This window comes from Chryseobacterium cheonjiense (genome assembly GCF_012927265.1).
Classification (GTDB): Bacteria; Bacteroidota; Bacteroidia; order Flavobacteriales; family Weeksellaceae; genus Chryseobacterium; species Chryseobacterium cheonjiense.
The window spans coordinates 149,720-167,259 of sequence record NZ_JABBGF010000004.1; the positions used below are offsets into that span (position 1 = coordinate 149,720).

A 17,540-nucleotide genomic window follows, 5' to 3' on the forward strand; every position below is an offset into this window, starting at 1 on the left:
GAAATGATTGATACGCATACACATTTATACGCAGAAGAATTTGATGAAGACAGAAAAGAAGCGATCCGGAGAGCGGTAGATAAAGGAATTACCCGATTTTATCTTCCTGCTATCGATTCTGAATCGCATGGAAAAATGCTTCAGCTCGAAGCAAAATATCCGGGCCAGATCTTTTCCATGATGGGACTGCATCCTTGCTACGTGAAACCCGAAAACTGGGAAAAAGAGCTCGAAATTGTTAAAAATTATCTTGATGAAAGAGACTTTCCTGCCATCGGAGAGATAGGAATTGATCTGTATTGGGACAAAACGACATTAGATATTCAGGTGAAAGCTTTTGAACAGCAGATTGACTGGGCTATCGAAAAAGATCTGCCTATTGTTATTCACACGCGAGAAAGTTTTGATGAGACATTTGACGTTCTCGAAAGAAAAAAACACCCGAAGCTGAGAGGGATCTTCCATTGTTTTTCCGGAAACCTTGAGCAGGCAAAACATGCCATTGATCTCAATTTTATCTTGGGAATCGGTGGGGTAGTGACCTTTAAAAATGGGAAAATAGACCAGTTTCTAAATGAAATTCCGTTGGAAAAGATTGTTCTGGAAACAGATTCTCCGTATCTCGCACCCGTTCCGCACCGTGGAAAAAGAAATGAAAGTGCCTATCTTGATCTTGTGGCCGGAAAACTGGTTAATATCTATGGAAAAGACTTTTCGGAGATTGAGAGGATAACCACAGAAAATGCCATGAATTTATTTAAATAGTAATTTCAACAGGAGCGGACTTTAGTCCGTTTTTTCAAACCCAAAAAGTTCAGCTGGCTTCAGCCCAAATATAAAAGTCTTCCCTATCGGAAGACTTTTCATTATTTTTTTCTTGTAAAGTTTTTATTCTTTGGCTTTTTAAATCCCGTAGGCGCAGCCGAAGAATCCGGTTTATTCCTGTTTTTCGATCTCGGAGCACCGCTGCCGGATCTTGCAGGTTTTGGTTTGTCTGAACCCGGGTTAAAAGGTTTGTTGTTAGAATCCCTTTTCTGAACCACAAGATCATCGGTATGAAACGGATGGTCCTTGATGATAGGGATTTTTTTCCCGATCAGTTTTTCCGTGTTTTTCAGGTTTAATAAATCCAGGCCGTCTACAAAAGAAATAGAAGTTCCTTCGGCGCCGGCTCTTCCCGTTCTTCCGATTCGGTGAACATACGTTTCAGAGACATCTGAAAGTTCAAAATTAATCACGAATTTCAGCTCATCAATATCAATTCCTCTCGCTGCAATATCAGTCGCAACCAAAACCCTTGTTTTACCGGATTTGAAATTATTTAATGCATTCTGACGTGCATTCTGCGACTTATTACCATGAATTGCTTCTGTGGTAATCTGATCTTTCTGCAGTTTTCTGGCTATTTTGTCGGCTCCATGTTTCGTTCTCGAAAAAACAAGAACAGAATCGGAAATATCATTCTTCAGAATGTGGGTTAAAAGATTCAGCTTATTGTCTTTTTCTACAAAATAAACCGACTGCTTTATCGTATCGGCAGTTGATGAAACAGGCGTTACCTCCACCTTTACAGGGTTGTTCAGGATAGAATCAGCCAGTTTCTGGATTTCTGCAGGCATGGTAGCAGAGAAAAACAGCGTTTGTCTTTTCTGAGGCAACAGCTTTATGATTCTCTTCACATCATGTACAAAGCCCATATCAAGCATTCTGTCGGCTTCATCAAGTACGAAGATTTCAAGGTTTTTTAAGCTGATGATTCCCTGGGAAATAAAGTCCAGCAATCTTCCCGGAGTGGCAACAAGAATGTCAACACCCTTTTTCAGGGCAGTTTCCTGGTTTCCCTGTTTTACACCTCCGAAAATAACAAGATGCTTTAGCGGTAAATATTTTCCATAAGCCTTGATGTTTTCTTCAATCTGAATGGCAAGCTCTCTTGTCGGTGTTAAAATTAAAGCCTTGATATGTTTGTTCGGAAATTTATTCTGAGCGAGATTCTGAAGGATGGGGATGGCAAAAGCAGCCGTTTTCCCTGTTCCTGTCTGTGCGCATCCTAAGAAATCTTTCCCTTTCGTAATTTCCGGAATTGATTTTTCCTGAATGGGGGTAGGATTGGTATATCCTTGTTCCTGAATTGCTTTGGCAATAGGTTCTATTAAGTTTAAATCTGTAAAATTCAAATGAACTGTTTTTTTATAATTACAACAAAAATTCCTTCATTTTGAAGGAATTATATTTTGCAAAGGTAGTTTAAATATTTTTAAGTAGCTTAATTCACTTTTGTCCACTGTTGGTTCTTTCTCAGATCCTCAAAAAATTTGTACAGTTCCGAAAGTTTTTCGCTTCCTCTTTTACCGTAATCTTCCACATGTTTTGAAGTTCCGTCCGCAAACTTAACTCTCAAATGGGAAGAAGGAAGGTCGGTTACATTCTTTTCTCCGTAATTGTCCTTCAGGTTTTTTACATCCAGTCCGTCAAGTAAAGAAATCAGCTTATTGTAATCTTCCTGTTTGATGGTTCCTTTAAAAGTTCCTTCCCGCGGTTTCGAAAATTCATCTTTCGATGGTCTGTCACTGAAATTAAAATGTTCCGCTTCAAAAACAGCCGTTCTATCTGCGTTGATGGTCATTTTAAAAACCGGACAAAATCCGAAACAGGGCGTTGCCTCATATTCAATGGTAGAATATTTTGAATTCATTTTCTGAGAATTACATGAAAATAAAAAGATAAAAGCAAAAAGGCCGAATATGTATTTCATAATTTTAAAATTTGAAGTGTGTTCTTCAATAATTATTCCAAAGGTCCATAATTAAAGGATGTTGTGAACATAAGTCAATTGCTAAGCTGACTTAATCAAACATATTGAATCATTATTTAAATCTGTACCCGATTCCAGCCTGCAGGAAACCTATTTTAGTAGGAATTCCTCCGGAATTCACCTCGATAAAATTGAAATGATATCTTGCATCTGCAAAGAAATTTGCATTGATTTTGTACTCCGCACCTAAGAACGGGAATAGATTAATTGTTTTCAGGTCAGAATAATTGTAAAAAATATTATTTTCCGGAATTGAGGTTGCTTTCACTTTTTCTGAAATATTAATTCCAACATTCATTCCCGCAGAAACTGAAAGCTCTGGTATTACATAATATTTTATTGAAACGGGAACCTGAATTTGGTCAAATTTATACTTGGCTTCAGTCTGAGAAGTCTGTACCAATTCATTACCGATCAGCTGCAGTGTCGGATAATAATAAATCCCACCCAACTCTGTATAAAGAATTTCAGCCTGTACTCCGAATTTGGATGATATTTTTTGCTCTCCTACAATTCCTACGTAGAAAAAAGATTTTGCATCTAAATTGTTGTTGTAAAACTTCATGTTGGATAAAGAATATCCTCCCTTAATACCGAAACTCATCTTTGAGTCTGATTTCCTAGTTATGTTTTCCTGTGTATCTTGCGCACTGAAAAATGCTGATACTGATAATAAAATAGCAAGTGCTAAGTTCTTTTTCATAGTTTTTAAATGATGGTTATTTATAAAATTCTTTAAAATTGATTAGTGTTTAATTTTTCTATATTAAAAAAGTATACTGAAAAGTATACTTTGTAAGTTTTTATTTTTTTTGAGTTTACCCATGAAGCTGTTTCCAGATTGCATCCTTCAGTTCGGTAAGTCCTTCACCCGTAACACCGGAGAAAAACAATGGTTGCTTGTTCTCGGGGAATTCTGCGGCAATTTCCTTTTTCAGCTCATCATCCAGAAGATCGGATTTTGATACGGAAACAATAAAATCTTTGTCCAACAGTTCAGGATTGTATTCTTTCAATTCATTTTCCAATATCTTAAACTCCTGGAAATGATCTTCAGAATCGGCAGGAATTAAAAACAATAAAATGGAATTTCTTTCAATATGTCGTAAAAAACGGTGTCCCAATCCTTTACCTTCCGCTGCACCTTCAATAATTCCCGGAATATCTGCCATTACAAAAGATTTGTAATTTCTGTAATCTACAATTCCTAAATTAGGCGTTAATGTGGTAAACGCATAATTGGCGATTTTTGGCTTGGCTGCAGAAACAGAAGCCAGAAGGGTAGATTTTCCGGCATTCGGGAAGCCCACAAGACCTACATCGGCAAGAATTTTAAGCTCGAAAGTAATATAGCCTTCCTGTCCGTCCATTCCCGGCTGTGCAAATCTCGGCGTCTGATTGGTAGACGATTTGAAATGTTCGTTTCCTTTTCCGCCCATTCCGCCTTCCATCAGGATGATTTCCTGTCCGTCTTCAAGAATTTCCCCGATGATTTCACCGTCTTCATTCTTCGCAATCGTCCCGATAGGAACTTCGATATATACATCAGCTCCATACGCTCCCGTAAGCTGGTTTTTCCCGCCGTTTTCACCGCGTTCCGCTTTTACGTGACGGGTATAACGAAGAGGAAGTAAAGTCCATTCATTGGCATTTCCTTTCATGATGACGTGGCCTCCACGACCTCCGTCACCTCCGTCAGGACCACCTTTTGGAATATATTTTTCACGGCGAAGATGGGCAGAACCTGCACCTCCGTGGCCGCTTTTACAATGAATCTTTACGTAATCTACAAAATTTGACATAATTTTAATTCAAGGTTTAATGTTGAAGGTTCAAAGTTTTAACCTTGAATTTGGAACTTTGAACCTTGAATCAAAAATTTTTATTTTTGAACCTTTTCTACCTCAGCAAAAAGTTTCTCAGAAATCTCGTCGATATCTCCGACGCCGTTGATCTCCACATATTTGCCCTGCTGCTTGTACAGTTCGGCAACTTCTGCTGTTTTTGCGTAGTATTCTTTTATTCTGTTTTCGATGATCTCTACATTGCTGTCGTCTGATCTTCCGCTGATTTCGCCTCTTTTCAGAAGTCTTTCTACCAGGATCTTATCTTCCACTACCAAAGAAAGGCAAATGTCGATCTCGTCGTTTAATTCTTCTTTTACGATTTTTTCCAGGGCTTCCGTCTGAACGGCAGTTCTCGGATATCCGTCGAAAATGAATCCTGCCGCATCGGTAGGTTTTCTGATCTCGTCAATCAGCATATCTGTTGTTACCTGATCCGGAACCAGCTCTCCTTTGTCGATATAAGATTTTGCCAGTTTCCCGAGCTCAGTATCATTTTTCATATTGAATCTGAAAAGGTCACCTGTTGAGATCTGCTTTAAATTGAATTTCTTAATCAGGTTCTGAGCCTGAGTTCCTTTTCCACTTCCCGGAGGGCCGAACAGAACAATGTTTATCATAATGTTGTTTTGCTTCTGGCGATTGGCAACTGGCTTTTGGCTTTTTACCTTGAGCTTGTCTGCTTTTTAGCCTTTAGCGTTTTTAAGTTATTATTAAATTTATTTTTTATTTTACTTTTTAAGCTAAAAGCTATCAGCTAATAGCCAACAGCGTTTAATGGTTGATTTGTCCTTCTTCCAGTTGATAAAGATTTGGTAAATTTCTTCCCAATTCATCATAATCCAGTCCGTAGCCGAGAACAAATTTGTTTGGAATTTCTTTTCCGATATAATCCAGCTTGAAATCTTTTTTATACACTTCCGGTTTTAATAAGAAAGAAGCGATTTTTACAGACTTCGGACGCTGGGTTTCATTAAAATATTTGAAAAGGCTTTCCACCGTATTTCCTGTATCCACAATATCTTCCACCAAGATGATGTGACGGTCTTTTACATCTTTCGTCAATTCCATTTTCTGGTAAACGATTCCCGTAGATTCCGTTCCGGCGTAAGAGCTCATCTGAATAAAAGCGATCTCACAATTTCCAGGATAATGTTTCAGCAGATCCGAGAAAAACATGATCACGCCGTTCAGTACTCCGATGAAAACAGGGACTTCATCCTTGTAATCTTCATAAATTTTTAAAGCGGTTGCTTTTACAATTTCCTGAATTTCGGCGTCCTCCAGATAAGGAACGAAAGTTTTGTCGTGAACTTTAATACTTTCCATAAAAATTTTAGTAGGCTGCAAAGTTAAGGATTTTTGATGAAAGTTTTCAATGGGTGGAAGAGTGATTGGTTTTATGACGACATTAAACCTTCGTGGTTTTTAAAACCTTTAAAGCCGGGCAACAAAATATTTTCCTTATCTTTGCCACTCACAAAACCCATAATATCAGGATGTAGGATACAGTTTCTTTCAGATTTAATCAACAATAACAGATGAGTTATTGCATTTTCAACTTAATTAAGAAAGAAATTATGATTTTTTTACACGATATAACTTTTGGGTTTCCCGCAGGAGATCTGCTTTTTAATTCTATTACTTTAACGATACCATCTCAATCAAAATCCGCTTTGGTGGGAAGCAACGGCATGGGGAAATCCACACTTCTGAAGATCATGGCAAAAGAAATGAAACCTTTGCAGGGAAATATCAATGCAGAAGGAGAGCTGTTTTATGTTCCGCAAATGTTTGGGAACTTTAATGAACTTACCATTGCGCAATGTCTTAAAATTGATGAAAAACTTGATGCCCTTCAAAAAATTACAAATGGGGAGGTAGATGAAATTTATTTTGAAACGTTGAACGATGATTGGGATATCGAAGAACGTTGTCAACAGGCTTTACAGTATTGGAAGCTTGGAAATTTAGATCTTAATCAAAAACTGGAAAACCTGAGCGGTGGACAAAAAACAAAAATTTTCCTGGTGGGAATTCAGATTAATCAACCCGAAATTATTTTGCTGGATGAACCAACCAATCATCTTGATCTGGAAGGCCGGAATCTGCTGTATGATTTTATTGAAAAATCAAATGCAACGATTACTATGGTCAGTCACGACCGGACTTTGCTGAATCTCGCAGATACAATTTTTGAACTCAGCAACCAGGGCATTTCCAGCTATGGCGGCAATTATGATTTTTATGCTGAACAGAAAGCGATTGAAAATGAGGCTCTGCAGAATGACATTCATGCTAAAGAAAGAGCTTTGAAAAAGGCCAAAGAAAAGGAACGCGAAACGCTGGAACGAAAGCAGAAGCTTGATGCGAGAGGAAAAGGAAAGCAGGAAAAATCGGGTGTGGCGAGAATTATGATGAATAGGCTGCGAAATAACGCCGAGAAAAATTCTTCGAAGTTGAAAGCGGTTCATACCGAGAAAATTAATAATATCTCCGGAGATTTGCGGGATTTGCGTTCGTCAGTGAGAAACTTGGATCAGATGAAGGTGAGCTTTAATGATTCGGATTTGCATTCCGGGAAAATTCTGATTTCAGCCGAGGATATGAATTTTAGGTATACTGATAAAAATCTTTGGAAAGAAAATCTCCATCTTGAAATCCGAAGCGGTGACCGGATCGCCATTAAAGGTTCGAACGGCTCCGGAAAAACGACTTTGATTAAATTGCTATTAGGAGATTTGTTGCCTTCTTCCGGGAGTATTTTGAGGTCGGATTTCAATACGATTTATATTGATCAGGAATATTCTTTACTTGATAAAACGGCAACTGTGTATGAATTTGCCGAACAATTCAACGATCACGCGATGCCGGAATCGGAAGTGAAAACCTTATTGTCAAGATTTTTATTCGGAAAGGAAACCTGGGATAAAAAATGTAATGTGTTAAGCGGCGGCGAACGTCTTCGGCTTTTGCTGTGCGGACTTTCCATCAGCAATAAAACTCCCGATATGATTATTCTTGACGAACCGACGAATAATTTAGACCTTCAGAATGTGGAAATCCTGACGAATTCTATTAAGGATTATCATGGAACGTTGGTGGTGATTTCGCATGATGTGTTGTTTTTGGAGGAGATTGGGGTCATGAATGTGATGTTGTTAAAATCATAATAAATATTCAGGTAGTTGTCATTTCTGCAGAAGTCTTTCTGGTAAAGTTTTAATCCACTAATCAATACTGTTTTTAAGAATTGGTAGAGTTGTTAAACCTCACAGGTTTCAAAAACCTGTGAGGTTTGGATAAATCTGTAGTTTCATATTGTAGCTAAAACCTTCAAGGTCTTTTATTTAATATCTATTAACCAATACTGTTTTTTAAGATTATATTTTTTTAAAATATTTATATTAGGAATAGTCCAGCCAAAATCTTTTTTATATTGATCCGTAAAAGTCAATGTATATGTTTTATTCTTTTCAAAAAAGTTTTCTCCGAAAAATTCAGGACATCTTACAATAATTGGAATTTGCTTATCCTCATAATTTTTTAAAGAAGTATCATTAATTTCGAACTCTAAAACAACAGCATAAGCAATATAACCACAATTCCCTGGCATTTTAAAATCGTTAACAATTTTTCCAGTAATCTGATATTGATTTTTTTTGAGTTTCTTATTTTGTGCGCCTGCTGATATGCTAGTGAATAGTAGTAAGAAAAGGAGTGTAAGGGTTGTTCTTTGCATTTGATTAAAATTCAAATATGCTTTTCAGGATGATTATTTTAATTTGACGTCAGGCAATTGATAGTTTCCGACAGATTCAACCATTTTTATGGAGTCTTTCTTAAGGTTTTTAAAAAATGCATCAATGTTTTCTTGATATCCCCTTTCGCTTACACCAAAAAGTAAAATCCCACTGTGATTTTTATCGGAGATTAATTTATAGCGGTAAACATTTCTTTCAGCAATTAAGATTTCTTTTCCATCATCTGAATTTTTGCTAATCAGGAAGTCCAGAATATACTCTCCATTGTTTTCGTACTTCGTATACTTAATAACAGGATTTGACTGCTTCATCTTCTCCAGTTCATGGATTTTTTGATTAATGGCATCTTCCACTTTAAAATCTCCTTTTACAAAATCAATCATGATAAGAGTTTTGTATTTTTCGATATTGTCATTGGAAGCTAAATATTCCTGTTTATAATAACTGTCATTCGGGTGAGAGCTCCACGCTAAATAATAGGTTTTGGAATCAATCGTGATGGGTCCGGGAATATTTAAATATTCTGTCACTTTACTTTGTGCTGTTAACGATAAAATAGGGATGAGAAGAAAAATAAGGGATTTTAATTGTTTATACATAACATAATTATTTTAGTTGAAATTTAGTCGTAAGTCTAATGTTTGTAGAAACAAAGCTAATATTTCTTCGTTAATAGAATTTGATTATTATATTTATTGTTTTCCAAACGTTTTGGTAGAATGAGGTAAGATTTTAAAATTTTTTAAACTTATGTTTTGGCCTTCAAAGTTTCACATTGCATAAAAGATACTTAACACCAAAAACGAGTGCCATTTGGCACCCGTTCATTTAGATTAAAAGATTATTTAGTGTTTTTCTTTGTCCAATCAATATAATAGTTGAAAACTGGATTAAACAAAGGTCTGTCTAAACCACCCCAATTAAAAGCCTGATGTTTGATGTCAAGAACAGTTTCTGCAGTTGCCGGGTTTTTAATTTTAAACGTAAACTGATAATTATAGCCTCCCAAAAATTCAACATTGCTTTCGCAGACCAAAAAATTGCCAACTTGTTTCTGGAGGTTTAATAATCCGATATTATCTGAAATGCTCGTTACTTTATCAGTAAGATTATTTTGGATCACATATTGCTCCAATTCCGCTTGTGTATAAATTTTCTTAAAGCCGCCGATGTTTTTTAAAGTTTGTGTTACATAACTTTCATACTTTTCCATATTTACACCACTCTTTTTAATAAATAAAAACTGGTTATAATCATTTAAATTGATACTTTTTTCAGCCAAAATTTCATTAGGCATTATTTTAGTTTCTGTTGGAAGCTGTCCTGTTTTTTCGTCAAGCTGCTTTACTTTAAGGGTAGGACTGCAGGAAATTAAGGCTAGGCCTGAAGCGGATGCTAAAAGCAATGTTTTAAGATTCATGTTTTGAGTTATTTTGATGCAAAAATATTAAAAAGTTTATCAAGATTTGTCAAGAGTAGTATAATTAAAATTAATTCTGTTTTTTCCTCTCAACCACATGATTTCCACATCCACCCAAAAATAAATTCCACACAAATTTGCCCACCCAATTTTTTAAAAGTAATTTTGCATGAATCTAAAATAAAAGTAAAATATGTCAACTTACGTAGTTGTAGGTCTTCAGTACGGGGACGAAGGGAAAGGAAAAATCACGGATGTTTTATCGGCGAAATCGGATTATGTGGTGCGCTTCCAAGGGGGAGATAACGCAGGGCATACCGTATATGTAGGCGATGAAAAATTCGTATTGCACCTTCTTCCGTCGGGAGTTCTTCAGTGCAAAGGGAAATGTATCATTGCCAACGGAGTAGTGGTAAACCCTAAATCTTTCATTAAGGAGGTGAATCAAATCGAAAGCAAAGGCTTGAGAACGGATCATATTTTCATCAGCAGAAGAGCGCATGTCATCATGCCTTACCACATTCTTTTGGATACCTACCGTGAAGAAGAACACGGAGGAACGCAGATCGGTACCACCAAAAAAGGGATCGGACCTTGCTACGAAGATAAAATCGCAAGAGTGGGAATCAGAATGGTAGACCTTCTGAACCCTGAGATTTTAAGAGAAAAAATTGAGAAAAACTTAAAAATTAAGAACTCTCTATTTGAAAAATATTTCGATAAACCTACACTGGACGTTGAAGAAATTTACAACGAATATTTAGAGATCGGAAAACAACTTCAGGACAGAATTGTTGATACGGAACTGGAATTGAACGAAGCCATCCAGGAAGGTAAAAATGTATTGTTTGAAGGAGCGCAGGCTTTGATGCTGGATATCGACTTCGGAACATATCCGTACGTAACATCATCTTCACCTTCAACAGGAGGTGTTTGTACCGGAGCCGGAGTGCCGCCAACATCCCTTCAAAACTTAATCGGTGTTGCTAAAGCATACTGTACAAGAGTTGGAAACGGACCATTCCCATCAGAATTAGACAATGAATTAGGAGAAAAGATCAGGCAGATCGGTGGCGAATTCGGAGCGACTACCGGAAGACCGAGAAGAACAGGTTGGCTAGATTTGGTTTCTTTAAAACATGCCTGTATGATCAATGGAATCAATAATCTGGTAATCACTAAATTAGATGTTCTTACCGGAATTGATACCATTAAAATCGCTACACATTACAAAACGGAAGACGGAAAAATCATCGATTATTTCACTTCTTCTACCACAAAATTATATGACTACGAAGCTATTTATGAAGAGCTTCCGGGTTGGACAGAAGACATCACCCAAGCAAGAAGCTATGATGAACTTCCGGAAACGGCTCAGAAATACATCGAGTTTATCGAGAAATATCTAGGAATCAACGTATACCTGGTATCCGTTGGCCCTGAAAGAAGTCAGAACATCATTAGAAAAGAATTATTCTAAAAATAATTATAGCACATACTGAAAAGACTGTCGAAAGACGGTCTTTTTTTATTTATTCTAAATAGCTGAAAATCAAAAAAATGTAAATCATTGTATGGATTACTGTTATTTAAAGCATAGTTAAATTTTACTATTTGCATATAATTTTTTAAATTATTGGTTTTTTAACAATAAAATGGCAAAAATTTTGATATTGAAATAATAACCATGGATTAAAGGTGATAACCTGATAATCTCAATTTAACAATTTAAATATCAAAAAGGATGAAACACATGCATCAGAATCAGGAATTTCGTTTTAACGAAGTTCTTTTCGAGCACCGCAACAAGCAATACGGTGCCTATGTCTTAAGAAATGAATCAGACAGAATTTTAACAAAAGCACTGTTTATCGGAGTTAGCTTTTTGGCAGCAGTTTCCTTTACGCCGTTAATTATTAATGCGTTTAAAAGTGAACCAATTGCATTACCGAACGGAGTTGAAATTAATCTCAAGGATCCAGTAATTCCTGATGATGTTATTGTTCCTCCAAAACCACAGCCTGTTCCTCAAACTACGCAGCCAGCAGTGAAGACTTATGATAGTACTATTAAGACTCCATCGAGAAATGCACCGGATACCAATACTGAAAAGATTCCTGATGACGCGGTAGCTGGATTGACTAATAACTTTAAAGCGGATCCTGCCCCTCCACATTATGTTCCAACAGCGCCTACTATTAATACAGGCCCAGTTTCAGTGCCTACTCCTCCGCGATCTGAAGTTAAACCTGTAGATGGGAATGCTGTTTCTGTAGTTGTAGATGTAGAAGCAAACTTCGTAGGCGGTCTGGACTCTTTCAGAAATAAAGTAATGAATAACTTCGACGGATCAGGATTTGATTCCGGTGAAGTAATGAAAACAATGGTTACTTTTATTGTAGAGAAAGATGGTACGATTTCAGGGATCAAAGCTGATGGAAAAGATGTGGACTTTAATAGTGAAGCGATGAGAACTATTAAAAGCATTAAAGGGAAATGGGTTCCTGCAAAAGTAAACGGACAACCTGTAAGAAGTTACTTTAAATTCCCGATTTCCATGAAGTTCGATAATTAAAAATAAAAACAGATCTTAAACAGTTATCCACAAATATTTTTTTTTGTGGATAATTTTTTTTATAGTTAAATGGCTTATTAACAATATTTTAACTCATTTTTCGTTTTATCGGTTCATTCAGAGCACGGAAAAATGTGTATTTTTGAAACTTAAAGTTCTAAGAATGGCAAAAATCATAGGTATCGCTAATCAGAAAGGAGGCGTTGGAAAAACAACAACAGCTGTTAATTTGGCCGCGGCATTAGGGGTATTGGAAAAGAAAATATTAATCATTGATGCTGATCCTCAGGCTAATGCAACTTCCGGTTTGGGAGTGGATGACGTTCAGTATTCTACATACAACTTATTGGAGCACAGTGTCGAAACGGAAAAATGCATCAAACAAACGGCTACGCCGAATCTGGACATTGTTCCTTCTCACATCGATCTTGTAGCAGCAGAAATTGAGCTTGTAGACAAAGAAGACAGAGAATACATGCTGAAAAAAGCGCTGCAGAGTGTAAGGGACAATTATGACTATATCATCATTGACTGTGCACCGAGTCTAGGATTAATTACAGTGAACGCCCTTACTGCAGCAGATTCGGTAATCATCCCGATTCAGTGTGAGTACTTTGCCTTGGAAGGATTGGGAAAACTTCTGAACACCATTAAAAACGTGCAGAAAATCCATAATAAAGACCTTGATATTGAAGGCTTACTGCTTACCATGTATGACAGCAGGTTGAGACTATCCAATCAGGTAGTGGAAGAAGTGAATGCACATTTCCCGGAAATGGTTTTTGAAACCATTATCAGCAGAAACGTACGTTTAAGCGAGGCGCCAAGCTTCGGAGAAAGTATCCTGAATTACGATGCAGAAAGCAAAGGAGCAGTTCAGTATATCCAGCTGGCAGAAGAAGTTCTGTTGAAAAATGAAAAATTAGTAAAGAATTAAAGGCCAATAGCCGTAAAGCTAAAAGCTAAGAACATATGAAGGATAAAAAAAGAGCGATGGGACGCGGATTGGGCGCTATTCTGAGTGCAGAATCCAAAGCAACGATCAATTCTGCCACTGATGAAGGAGCAGACAAGTTTGTAGGAAATATCGTTGAAATTTCAATAGAAGATATTTATCCGAACGCGACCCAACCGAGAACATATTTTGACGAAAAAGCATTAAACGAACTTGCCCAGTCTATCAAAAACTTAGGTGTAATCCAGCCGATTACGTTGAGAAAGGATGGAGAGAAGTTTGAAATCATATCCGGAGAAAGACGTTACAGAGCCAGCAAACTGGCAGGCCTGGAAACGATTCCTGCCTATATCCGTCTCGTTAATGACCAGGAACTTCTTGAAATGGCTCTTGTGGAAAACATCCAGAGGGAAGATCTTGATGCTATCGAAATTGCACTTACTTATCAGCGGTTAATGGATGAGATCGGTCTCACACAGGAAAATCTCAGCCAAAGAGTCGGGAAAGACAGAAGTACGATTACCAACTCCATCAGGTTGTTAAGGTTGAATCCTGATATTCAGAACGCTATCAGAAGCGGAGAAATTTCTGCAGGGCACGGAAGAGCAATTATCAGTCTTGAAAACGAAGAACATCAGCAGATTCTTTTTGATCTTATTATTAAAGAGAAGCTTAATGTCCGCCAGGCTGAACAGGCTGCTACAGCTTTAAAAAATCCAAAATCCCCTGCGGCAAAAAGAGCTAAGGCAGAACTTTCTAATAACTATAAAAGAGCTCAGAAAACGATCGCGGATCTACTGGATGTAAAAGTGGAAATCAAAACCTCCGGAAACGGAAAAAAAGGTAAAATTGTTCTGGACTTCAAAAATGAAGACGAACTGGAGTACATTTTATCTCATATTAAATAAATGAAAAAATTACTTTTCACATTTTTTCTGTGCCTTTCTTTGGCGGTCTTTGCTCAGGTGAATCCTAATGATACCATCAGAGTAGAATACCTTCCTAAAGACAGTGTCTCCGTAGAAAAAAACAATACGAAAACAGAAGAAAATGTTGTCTCGGATCTCGAGAAGGCAAACGGCCCGACCAATAAAACATTAAAACTTAATCCTACAAAAGCAGGGCTCTATTCAGCTGTTTTTCCGGGATTAGGGCAGTTTTATAATAAAAGATACTGGAAAATTCCCATCGTGTGGGGAGCCGTAGGAGCCGGAGTCGGAATTGCCGTCTGGAATGATAATCAATACAGAAAATACAGGGAGTACTACATCGCAAAGCTCAACGGGACTCCCAATGAGTTTGTCGATACGCATCCCTGGCTGGATAAAGTAGCGTTGGGGAATGCTCAGGACCGAGCCAAAAGACAGCGGGATTATGCTATAGCTATCACAGGCCTAATTTATATTCTGAATATTGTAGATGCCGTTGTGGATGCCCATCTTTATGAAAGCCGTCACGATCCGGATCTGTCGTTCACGCCTGCTGTTATTCAGGATCAGTTCGGAATTGCTCCTCCCAAAACAGGGATTAGTTTAAGTTATAAATTTTAATAAAAAATATAAAACTGCTTTAATTAAATACGCCTTTGCTGAGTGAAACGCTTTGCGAACGAAAATATAAAGAACGATTTTGAACAAAAACTTTGCGATCTTTGCGTTAAAAATACAAGCAGCCAAACAAATAAAATATGAAAATAGCACTTGTTGGATACGGCAAAATGGGTAAAATTATTGATGAAATTGCCACTAAAAGAGGACATGAAGTTGTTGCCAGGCTGAAAGAAACACCAACTGCTGAAAATCTTAATAATCCGGATGTTGTGATTGAATTCTCACTTCCGGAAGTGGCTTATGAAAACATCAAAGCCTGTCTTCAAAACCAAATTCCTGTAATCTGCGGAACAACGGGCTGGCTGGAAAAAAAAGCGGAAATTGAGCAACTTGCTGTTCAGAACGAAACAGCATTTTTATATGGCTCCAACTTCAGTTTGGGAGTGAATTTATTTTTTGCCCTAAATGAAAAACTCGCAGATCTGATGAAAAACGTAGATGAATATTCCTGTCAGTTGGAGGAGATTCACCACGTTCACAAAAAAGATGCACCCAGCGGAACAGCTATTTCCATTGCAGAAGGTATTTTTAAAAATAATCCGAAATTCAATTCATGGAAACTGGAAGAAACACAGGGCAGCCAATTGGGGATTTTTGCCATTCGTCAAGATGAAGTTCCGGGAACACACAGCGTATTCTACAGAAGCGAAGTGGATGAAATTGAGATCAAGCATACCGCTTTCAACCGAAACGGTTTTGCTCTCGGAGCAGTAGTAGCTGCAGAATGGATTAAAGATAAAAAAGGAAATTTCACGATGAAGGATGTTTTGGGACTTTAATTTGTAACAAAATTCCTACATTGCAAACTAATTAGCAGTAAATGTTCACCAATAAAATTACTTATTGTACATTACTCATTACTTATATTATAGATTAGGCACAAAAATTTATGAATTATTTTTTAACTTATACAGTTTACGTTCTCATTTTGTCTGTACTGATGGGAGTTTCAACCTGGAAACTGTTCAAAAAGCTGGGGTATAATCCGCTCTTCGCTTTTATTCCTTTTTACAATTATTTTATCATTTTAAAAGAAACCAAGCATCCGAAATGGTGGGCTATACTGTCGTATTTACCCATCGTAGGACCAATCATGATGTCTGTGTTCCATTTGTATTTGATGAAAAAATTCGGGAAAACCCTTTTCAAAGATCAGTTTCTTACAGTAATTCTTCCGTTTATCTACATGGCAACCGTTAATTACAGTAAAGATGTAGAGTTGGAAGATGAAAATGAAAATGAATTATTCCTTACAGACGAAGAAAAAAATACCAAAAAGAAAGATTCTTTCCTGGGATCAGTAACTTTTGCGGTAGTTTTTGCAACCATTATCCACGTTTTTGTAACACAGCCTTTCGGGATTCCCACAGGATCTATGGAAAGAACGTTACTTGTGGGAGATTTCCTTTTTGTTAATAAATGGAGCTACGGATACAGACTTCCGATGCGTCCTCTGGCAATACCGTTCCTGCAGGGAACAATCTTCGATGCCGGCGAAAAAGGAAATCCTAAAGATGACCCCAAATCATACGTTGAAGCCGTAAAACTTCCTTACGAAAGAATATTACAGTTCAATAAACCACAGAAACATGACGTTGTTGTTTTCAACTATCCTCAGGATTCAGTACATACAGCGATCGACAGAAAAGATCCTTATGTAAAAAGATGTGTGGCAGTAGCAGGAGATACTTTTGAAATGAGAGCCGGAAGACTGTTTGTCAATGGAAAGCCGGAAACCATTTTGGGAGATCAGGAAATTCAGCATGCTTATACTGTAAATACAGGAACCCAGCTTGATATTCCTGGAATGTACAATACATACGGATTCTTGCCTGTAAGAGAAATGCAGAATGAAAAAGGAGGGTTCACCTATATGTTCCAGGGACTTACGGATAAAACCGCTAAAGACATCAAAGCGTTGCCGAATGTCATCAGCATGGAAGAGAATATCTATCCTAAAGATTCCGCAACAATTTCTTATAAATTAAATGCCGATAAAACGGCTTATACAAAAAGTGTAGACACTACCCAATCTATTTTCCCGATCAATAAGCCATGGAACCAGGATTGGTACGGCCCGCTGAAAATTCCTAAAAAAGGAGATGTAGTAACTCTGAACCAGGAAACTTTACCGGAATATCAGTGGATCATTTCCAAATATGAACACAACAGGCTGGAAAACAAAAACGGTAAGATATTCATCAACGGGAAAGAAACCAATCAGTACACGATCAAACAGGATTACTATATGATGGTCGGCGACAACAGGGATGCTTCCTTAGATGCAAGGTTCTTCGGTTTTGTTCCTGAAGAAAATATTGTAGGGAAACCGATGTTTACCTGGATGAGCGTTCAGGGTGCCTTTGCAGATAATTCTTCCTCTTATCAGGCACCATTCAAAATACGCTGGGAAAGAATGTTTAAAGCAACGAATACAGGAGAGGCCAACAAAACTTCTTATTGGTGGATTGCTGCGATGATTCTTATCTTGTTCTTTGGATGGGAATATTTTGTAAAATTATTCAGAAAGAAAAAAGAGGACGACTTATAGCCACTT

18 protein-coding genes are annotated in these 17,540 nt (G+C 37.3%); 9 read left to right on the plus strand and 9 right to left on the minus strand.

The genetic code is table 11. The features are described from left to right. The first annotated feature begins 3 nt into the window (after positions 1–3). The gene (locus HHL20_RS18395) at positions 4–765 is read left to right on the plus strand and encodes a TatD family hydrolase (RefSeq protein ID WP_169232611.1); all 762 of its coding nucleotides are present in this window, start codon (positions 4–6) and stop codon (positions 763–765) included. A gap of 101 nt (positions 766–866) precedes the next feature. Here the strand turns inward: HHL20_RS18395 and HHL20_RS18400 are convergent, their stop codons facing one another. The 6 genes from HHL20_RS18400 to hpt all read right to left on the minus strand — a co-directional run bounded on the left by HHL20_RS18400 (position 867) and on the right by hpt (position 5,988). Beyond that, the gene (locus tag HHL20_RS18400; RefSeq protein WP_169232612.1) at positions 867–2,177 is read right to left on the minus strand and encodes a DEAD/DEAH box helicase; all 1,311 of its coding nucleotides are present in this window, start codon (positions 2,175–2,177) and stop codon (positions 867–869) included. Positions 2,178–2,266: 89 nt separating this feature from the next. Further along, positions 2,267–2,755, minus strand: a complete 489-nt coding sequence (locus HHL20_RS18405; protein ID WP_169232613.1) for a DUF6438 domain-containing protein — start codon at positions 2,753–2,755, stop codon at positions 2,267–2,269. A gap of 112 nt (positions 2,756–2,867) precedes the next feature. Beyond that, positions 2,868–3,518, minus strand: a complete 651-nt coding sequence (locus HHL20_RS18410; protein ID WP_169232614.1) for a porin family protein — start codon at positions 3,516–3,518, stop codon at positions 2,868–2,870. Positions 3,519–3,633: 115 nt separating this feature from the next. Beyond that, positions 3,634–4,617, minus strand: a complete 984-nt coding sequence (gene obgE, locus HHL20_RS18415; RefSeq protein ID WP_169232615.1) for a GTPase ObgE — start codon at positions 4,615–4,617, stop codon at positions 3,634–3,636. A gap of 80 nt (positions 4,618–4,697) precedes the next feature. Next, positions 4,698–5,279, minus strand: a complete 582-nt coding sequence (locus HHL20_RS18420; protein ID WP_072884751.1) for an adenylate kinase — start codon at positions 5,277–5,279, stop codon at positions 4,698–4,700. A gap of 154 nt (positions 5,280–5,433) precedes the next feature. Continuing rightward, positions 5,434–5,988 (minus strand): hypoxanthine phosphoribosyltransferase, encoded by a 555-nt coding sequence (hpt, locus tag HHL20_RS18425; RefSeq protein ID WP_062160495.1) that lies wholly within the window; start codon positions 5,986–5,988, stop codon positions 5,434–5,436. Positions 5,989–6,239: 251 nt separating this feature from the next. Between hpt and HHL20_RS18430 the strand changes: the two genes are divergently transcribed. Further along, complete coding sequence (locus HHL20_RS18430; protein WP_169232616.1) at positions 6,240–7,832, plus strand: ABC-F family ATP-binding cassette domain-containing protein; 1,593 nt, start codon at positions 6,240–6,242, stop codon at positions 7,830–7,832. Between the two features lie 173 nt (positions 7,833–8,005). Here HHL20_RS18430 and HHL20_RS18435 read toward each other — a convergent pair whose 3' ends face one another. The 3 genes from HHL20_RS18435 to HHL20_RS18445 all read right to left on the minus strand — a co-directional run bounded on the left by HHL20_RS18435 (position 8,006) and on the right by HHL20_RS18445 (position 9,843). Beyond that, entirely contained in the window at positions 8,006–8,401 is a 396-nt protein-coding gene (locus HHL20_RS18435; RefSeq protein WP_169232617.1) for a hypothetical protein, read from the minus strand. A gap of 33 nt (positions 8,402–8,434) precedes the next feature. Then, on the minus strand, positions 8,435–9,022 hold the full coding sequence (locus HHL20_RS18440) for a hypothetical protein (RefSeq protein WP_169232618.1): 588 nt from the start codon (positions 9,020–9,022) through the stop codon (positions 8,435–8,437). A 242-nt stretch (positions 9,023–9,264) separates the two neighbouring features. Further along, positions 9,265–9,843, minus strand: a complete 579-nt coding sequence (locus HHL20_RS18445) for a hypothetical protein (RefSeq protein ID WP_169232619.1) — start codon at positions 9,841–9,843, stop codon at positions 9,265–9,267. A 193-nt stretch (positions 9,844–10,036) separates the two neighbouring features. Between HHL20_RS18445 and HHL20_RS18450 the strand changes: the two genes are divergently transcribed. The 7 genes from HHL20_RS18450 to lepB all read left to right on the plus strand — a co-directional run bounded on the left by HHL20_RS18450 (position 10,037) and on the right by lepB (position 17,534). Beyond that, positions 10,037–11,323, plus strand: a complete 1,287-nt coding sequence (locus tag HHL20_RS18450) for an adenylosuccinate synthase (RefSeq protein WP_169232620.1) — start codon at positions 10,037–10,039, stop codon at positions 11,321–11,323. 264 nt (positions 11,324–11,587) lie between these two features. Next, positions 11,588–12,418, plus strand: coding sequence for an energy transducer TonB (locus tag HHL20_RS18455; protein WP_169232621.1), 831 nt, complete (start codon positions 11,588–11,590; stop codon positions 12,416–12,418). Positions 12,419–12,581: 163 nt separating this feature from the next. Then, entirely contained in the window at positions 12,582–13,355 is a 774-nt protein-coding gene (locus HHL20_RS18460) for a ParA family protein (RefSeq protein WP_169232622.1), read from the plus strand. A 35-nt stretch (positions 13,356–13,390) separates the two neighbouring features. Then, the gene (locus HHL20_RS18465; RefSeq protein ID WP_169232623.1) at positions 13,391–14,281 is read left to right on the plus strand and encodes a ParB/RepB/Spo0J family partition protein; all 891 of its coding nucleotides are present in this window, start codon (positions 13,391–13,393) and stop codon (positions 14,279–14,281) included. After that, positions 14,282–14,923 carry a DUF5683 domain-containing protein gene (locus HHL20_RS18470; RefSeq protein ID WP_169232624.1) on the plus strand — a complete coding sequence of 214 codons (642 nt, stop codon included), beginning with the start codon at positions 14,282–14,284 and terminating at the stop codon, positions 14,921–14,923. Positions 14,924–15,060: 137 nt separating this feature from the next. Beyond that, positions 15,061–15,762, plus strand: a complete 702-nt coding sequence (dapB, locus tag HHL20_RS18475; RefSeq protein WP_169232625.1) for a 4-hydroxy-tetrahydrodipicolinate reductase — start codon at positions 15,061–15,063, stop codon at positions 15,760–15,762. A gap of 110 nt (positions 15,763–15,872) precedes the next feature. Further along, on the plus strand, positions 15,873–17,534 hold the full coding sequence (gene lepB, locus HHL20_RS18480; protein ID WP_169232626.1) for a signal peptidase I: 1,662 nt from the start codon (positions 15,873–15,875) through the stop codon (positions 17,532–17,534). The last annotated feature ends 6 nt before the right edge of the window (positions 17,535–17,540 follow it).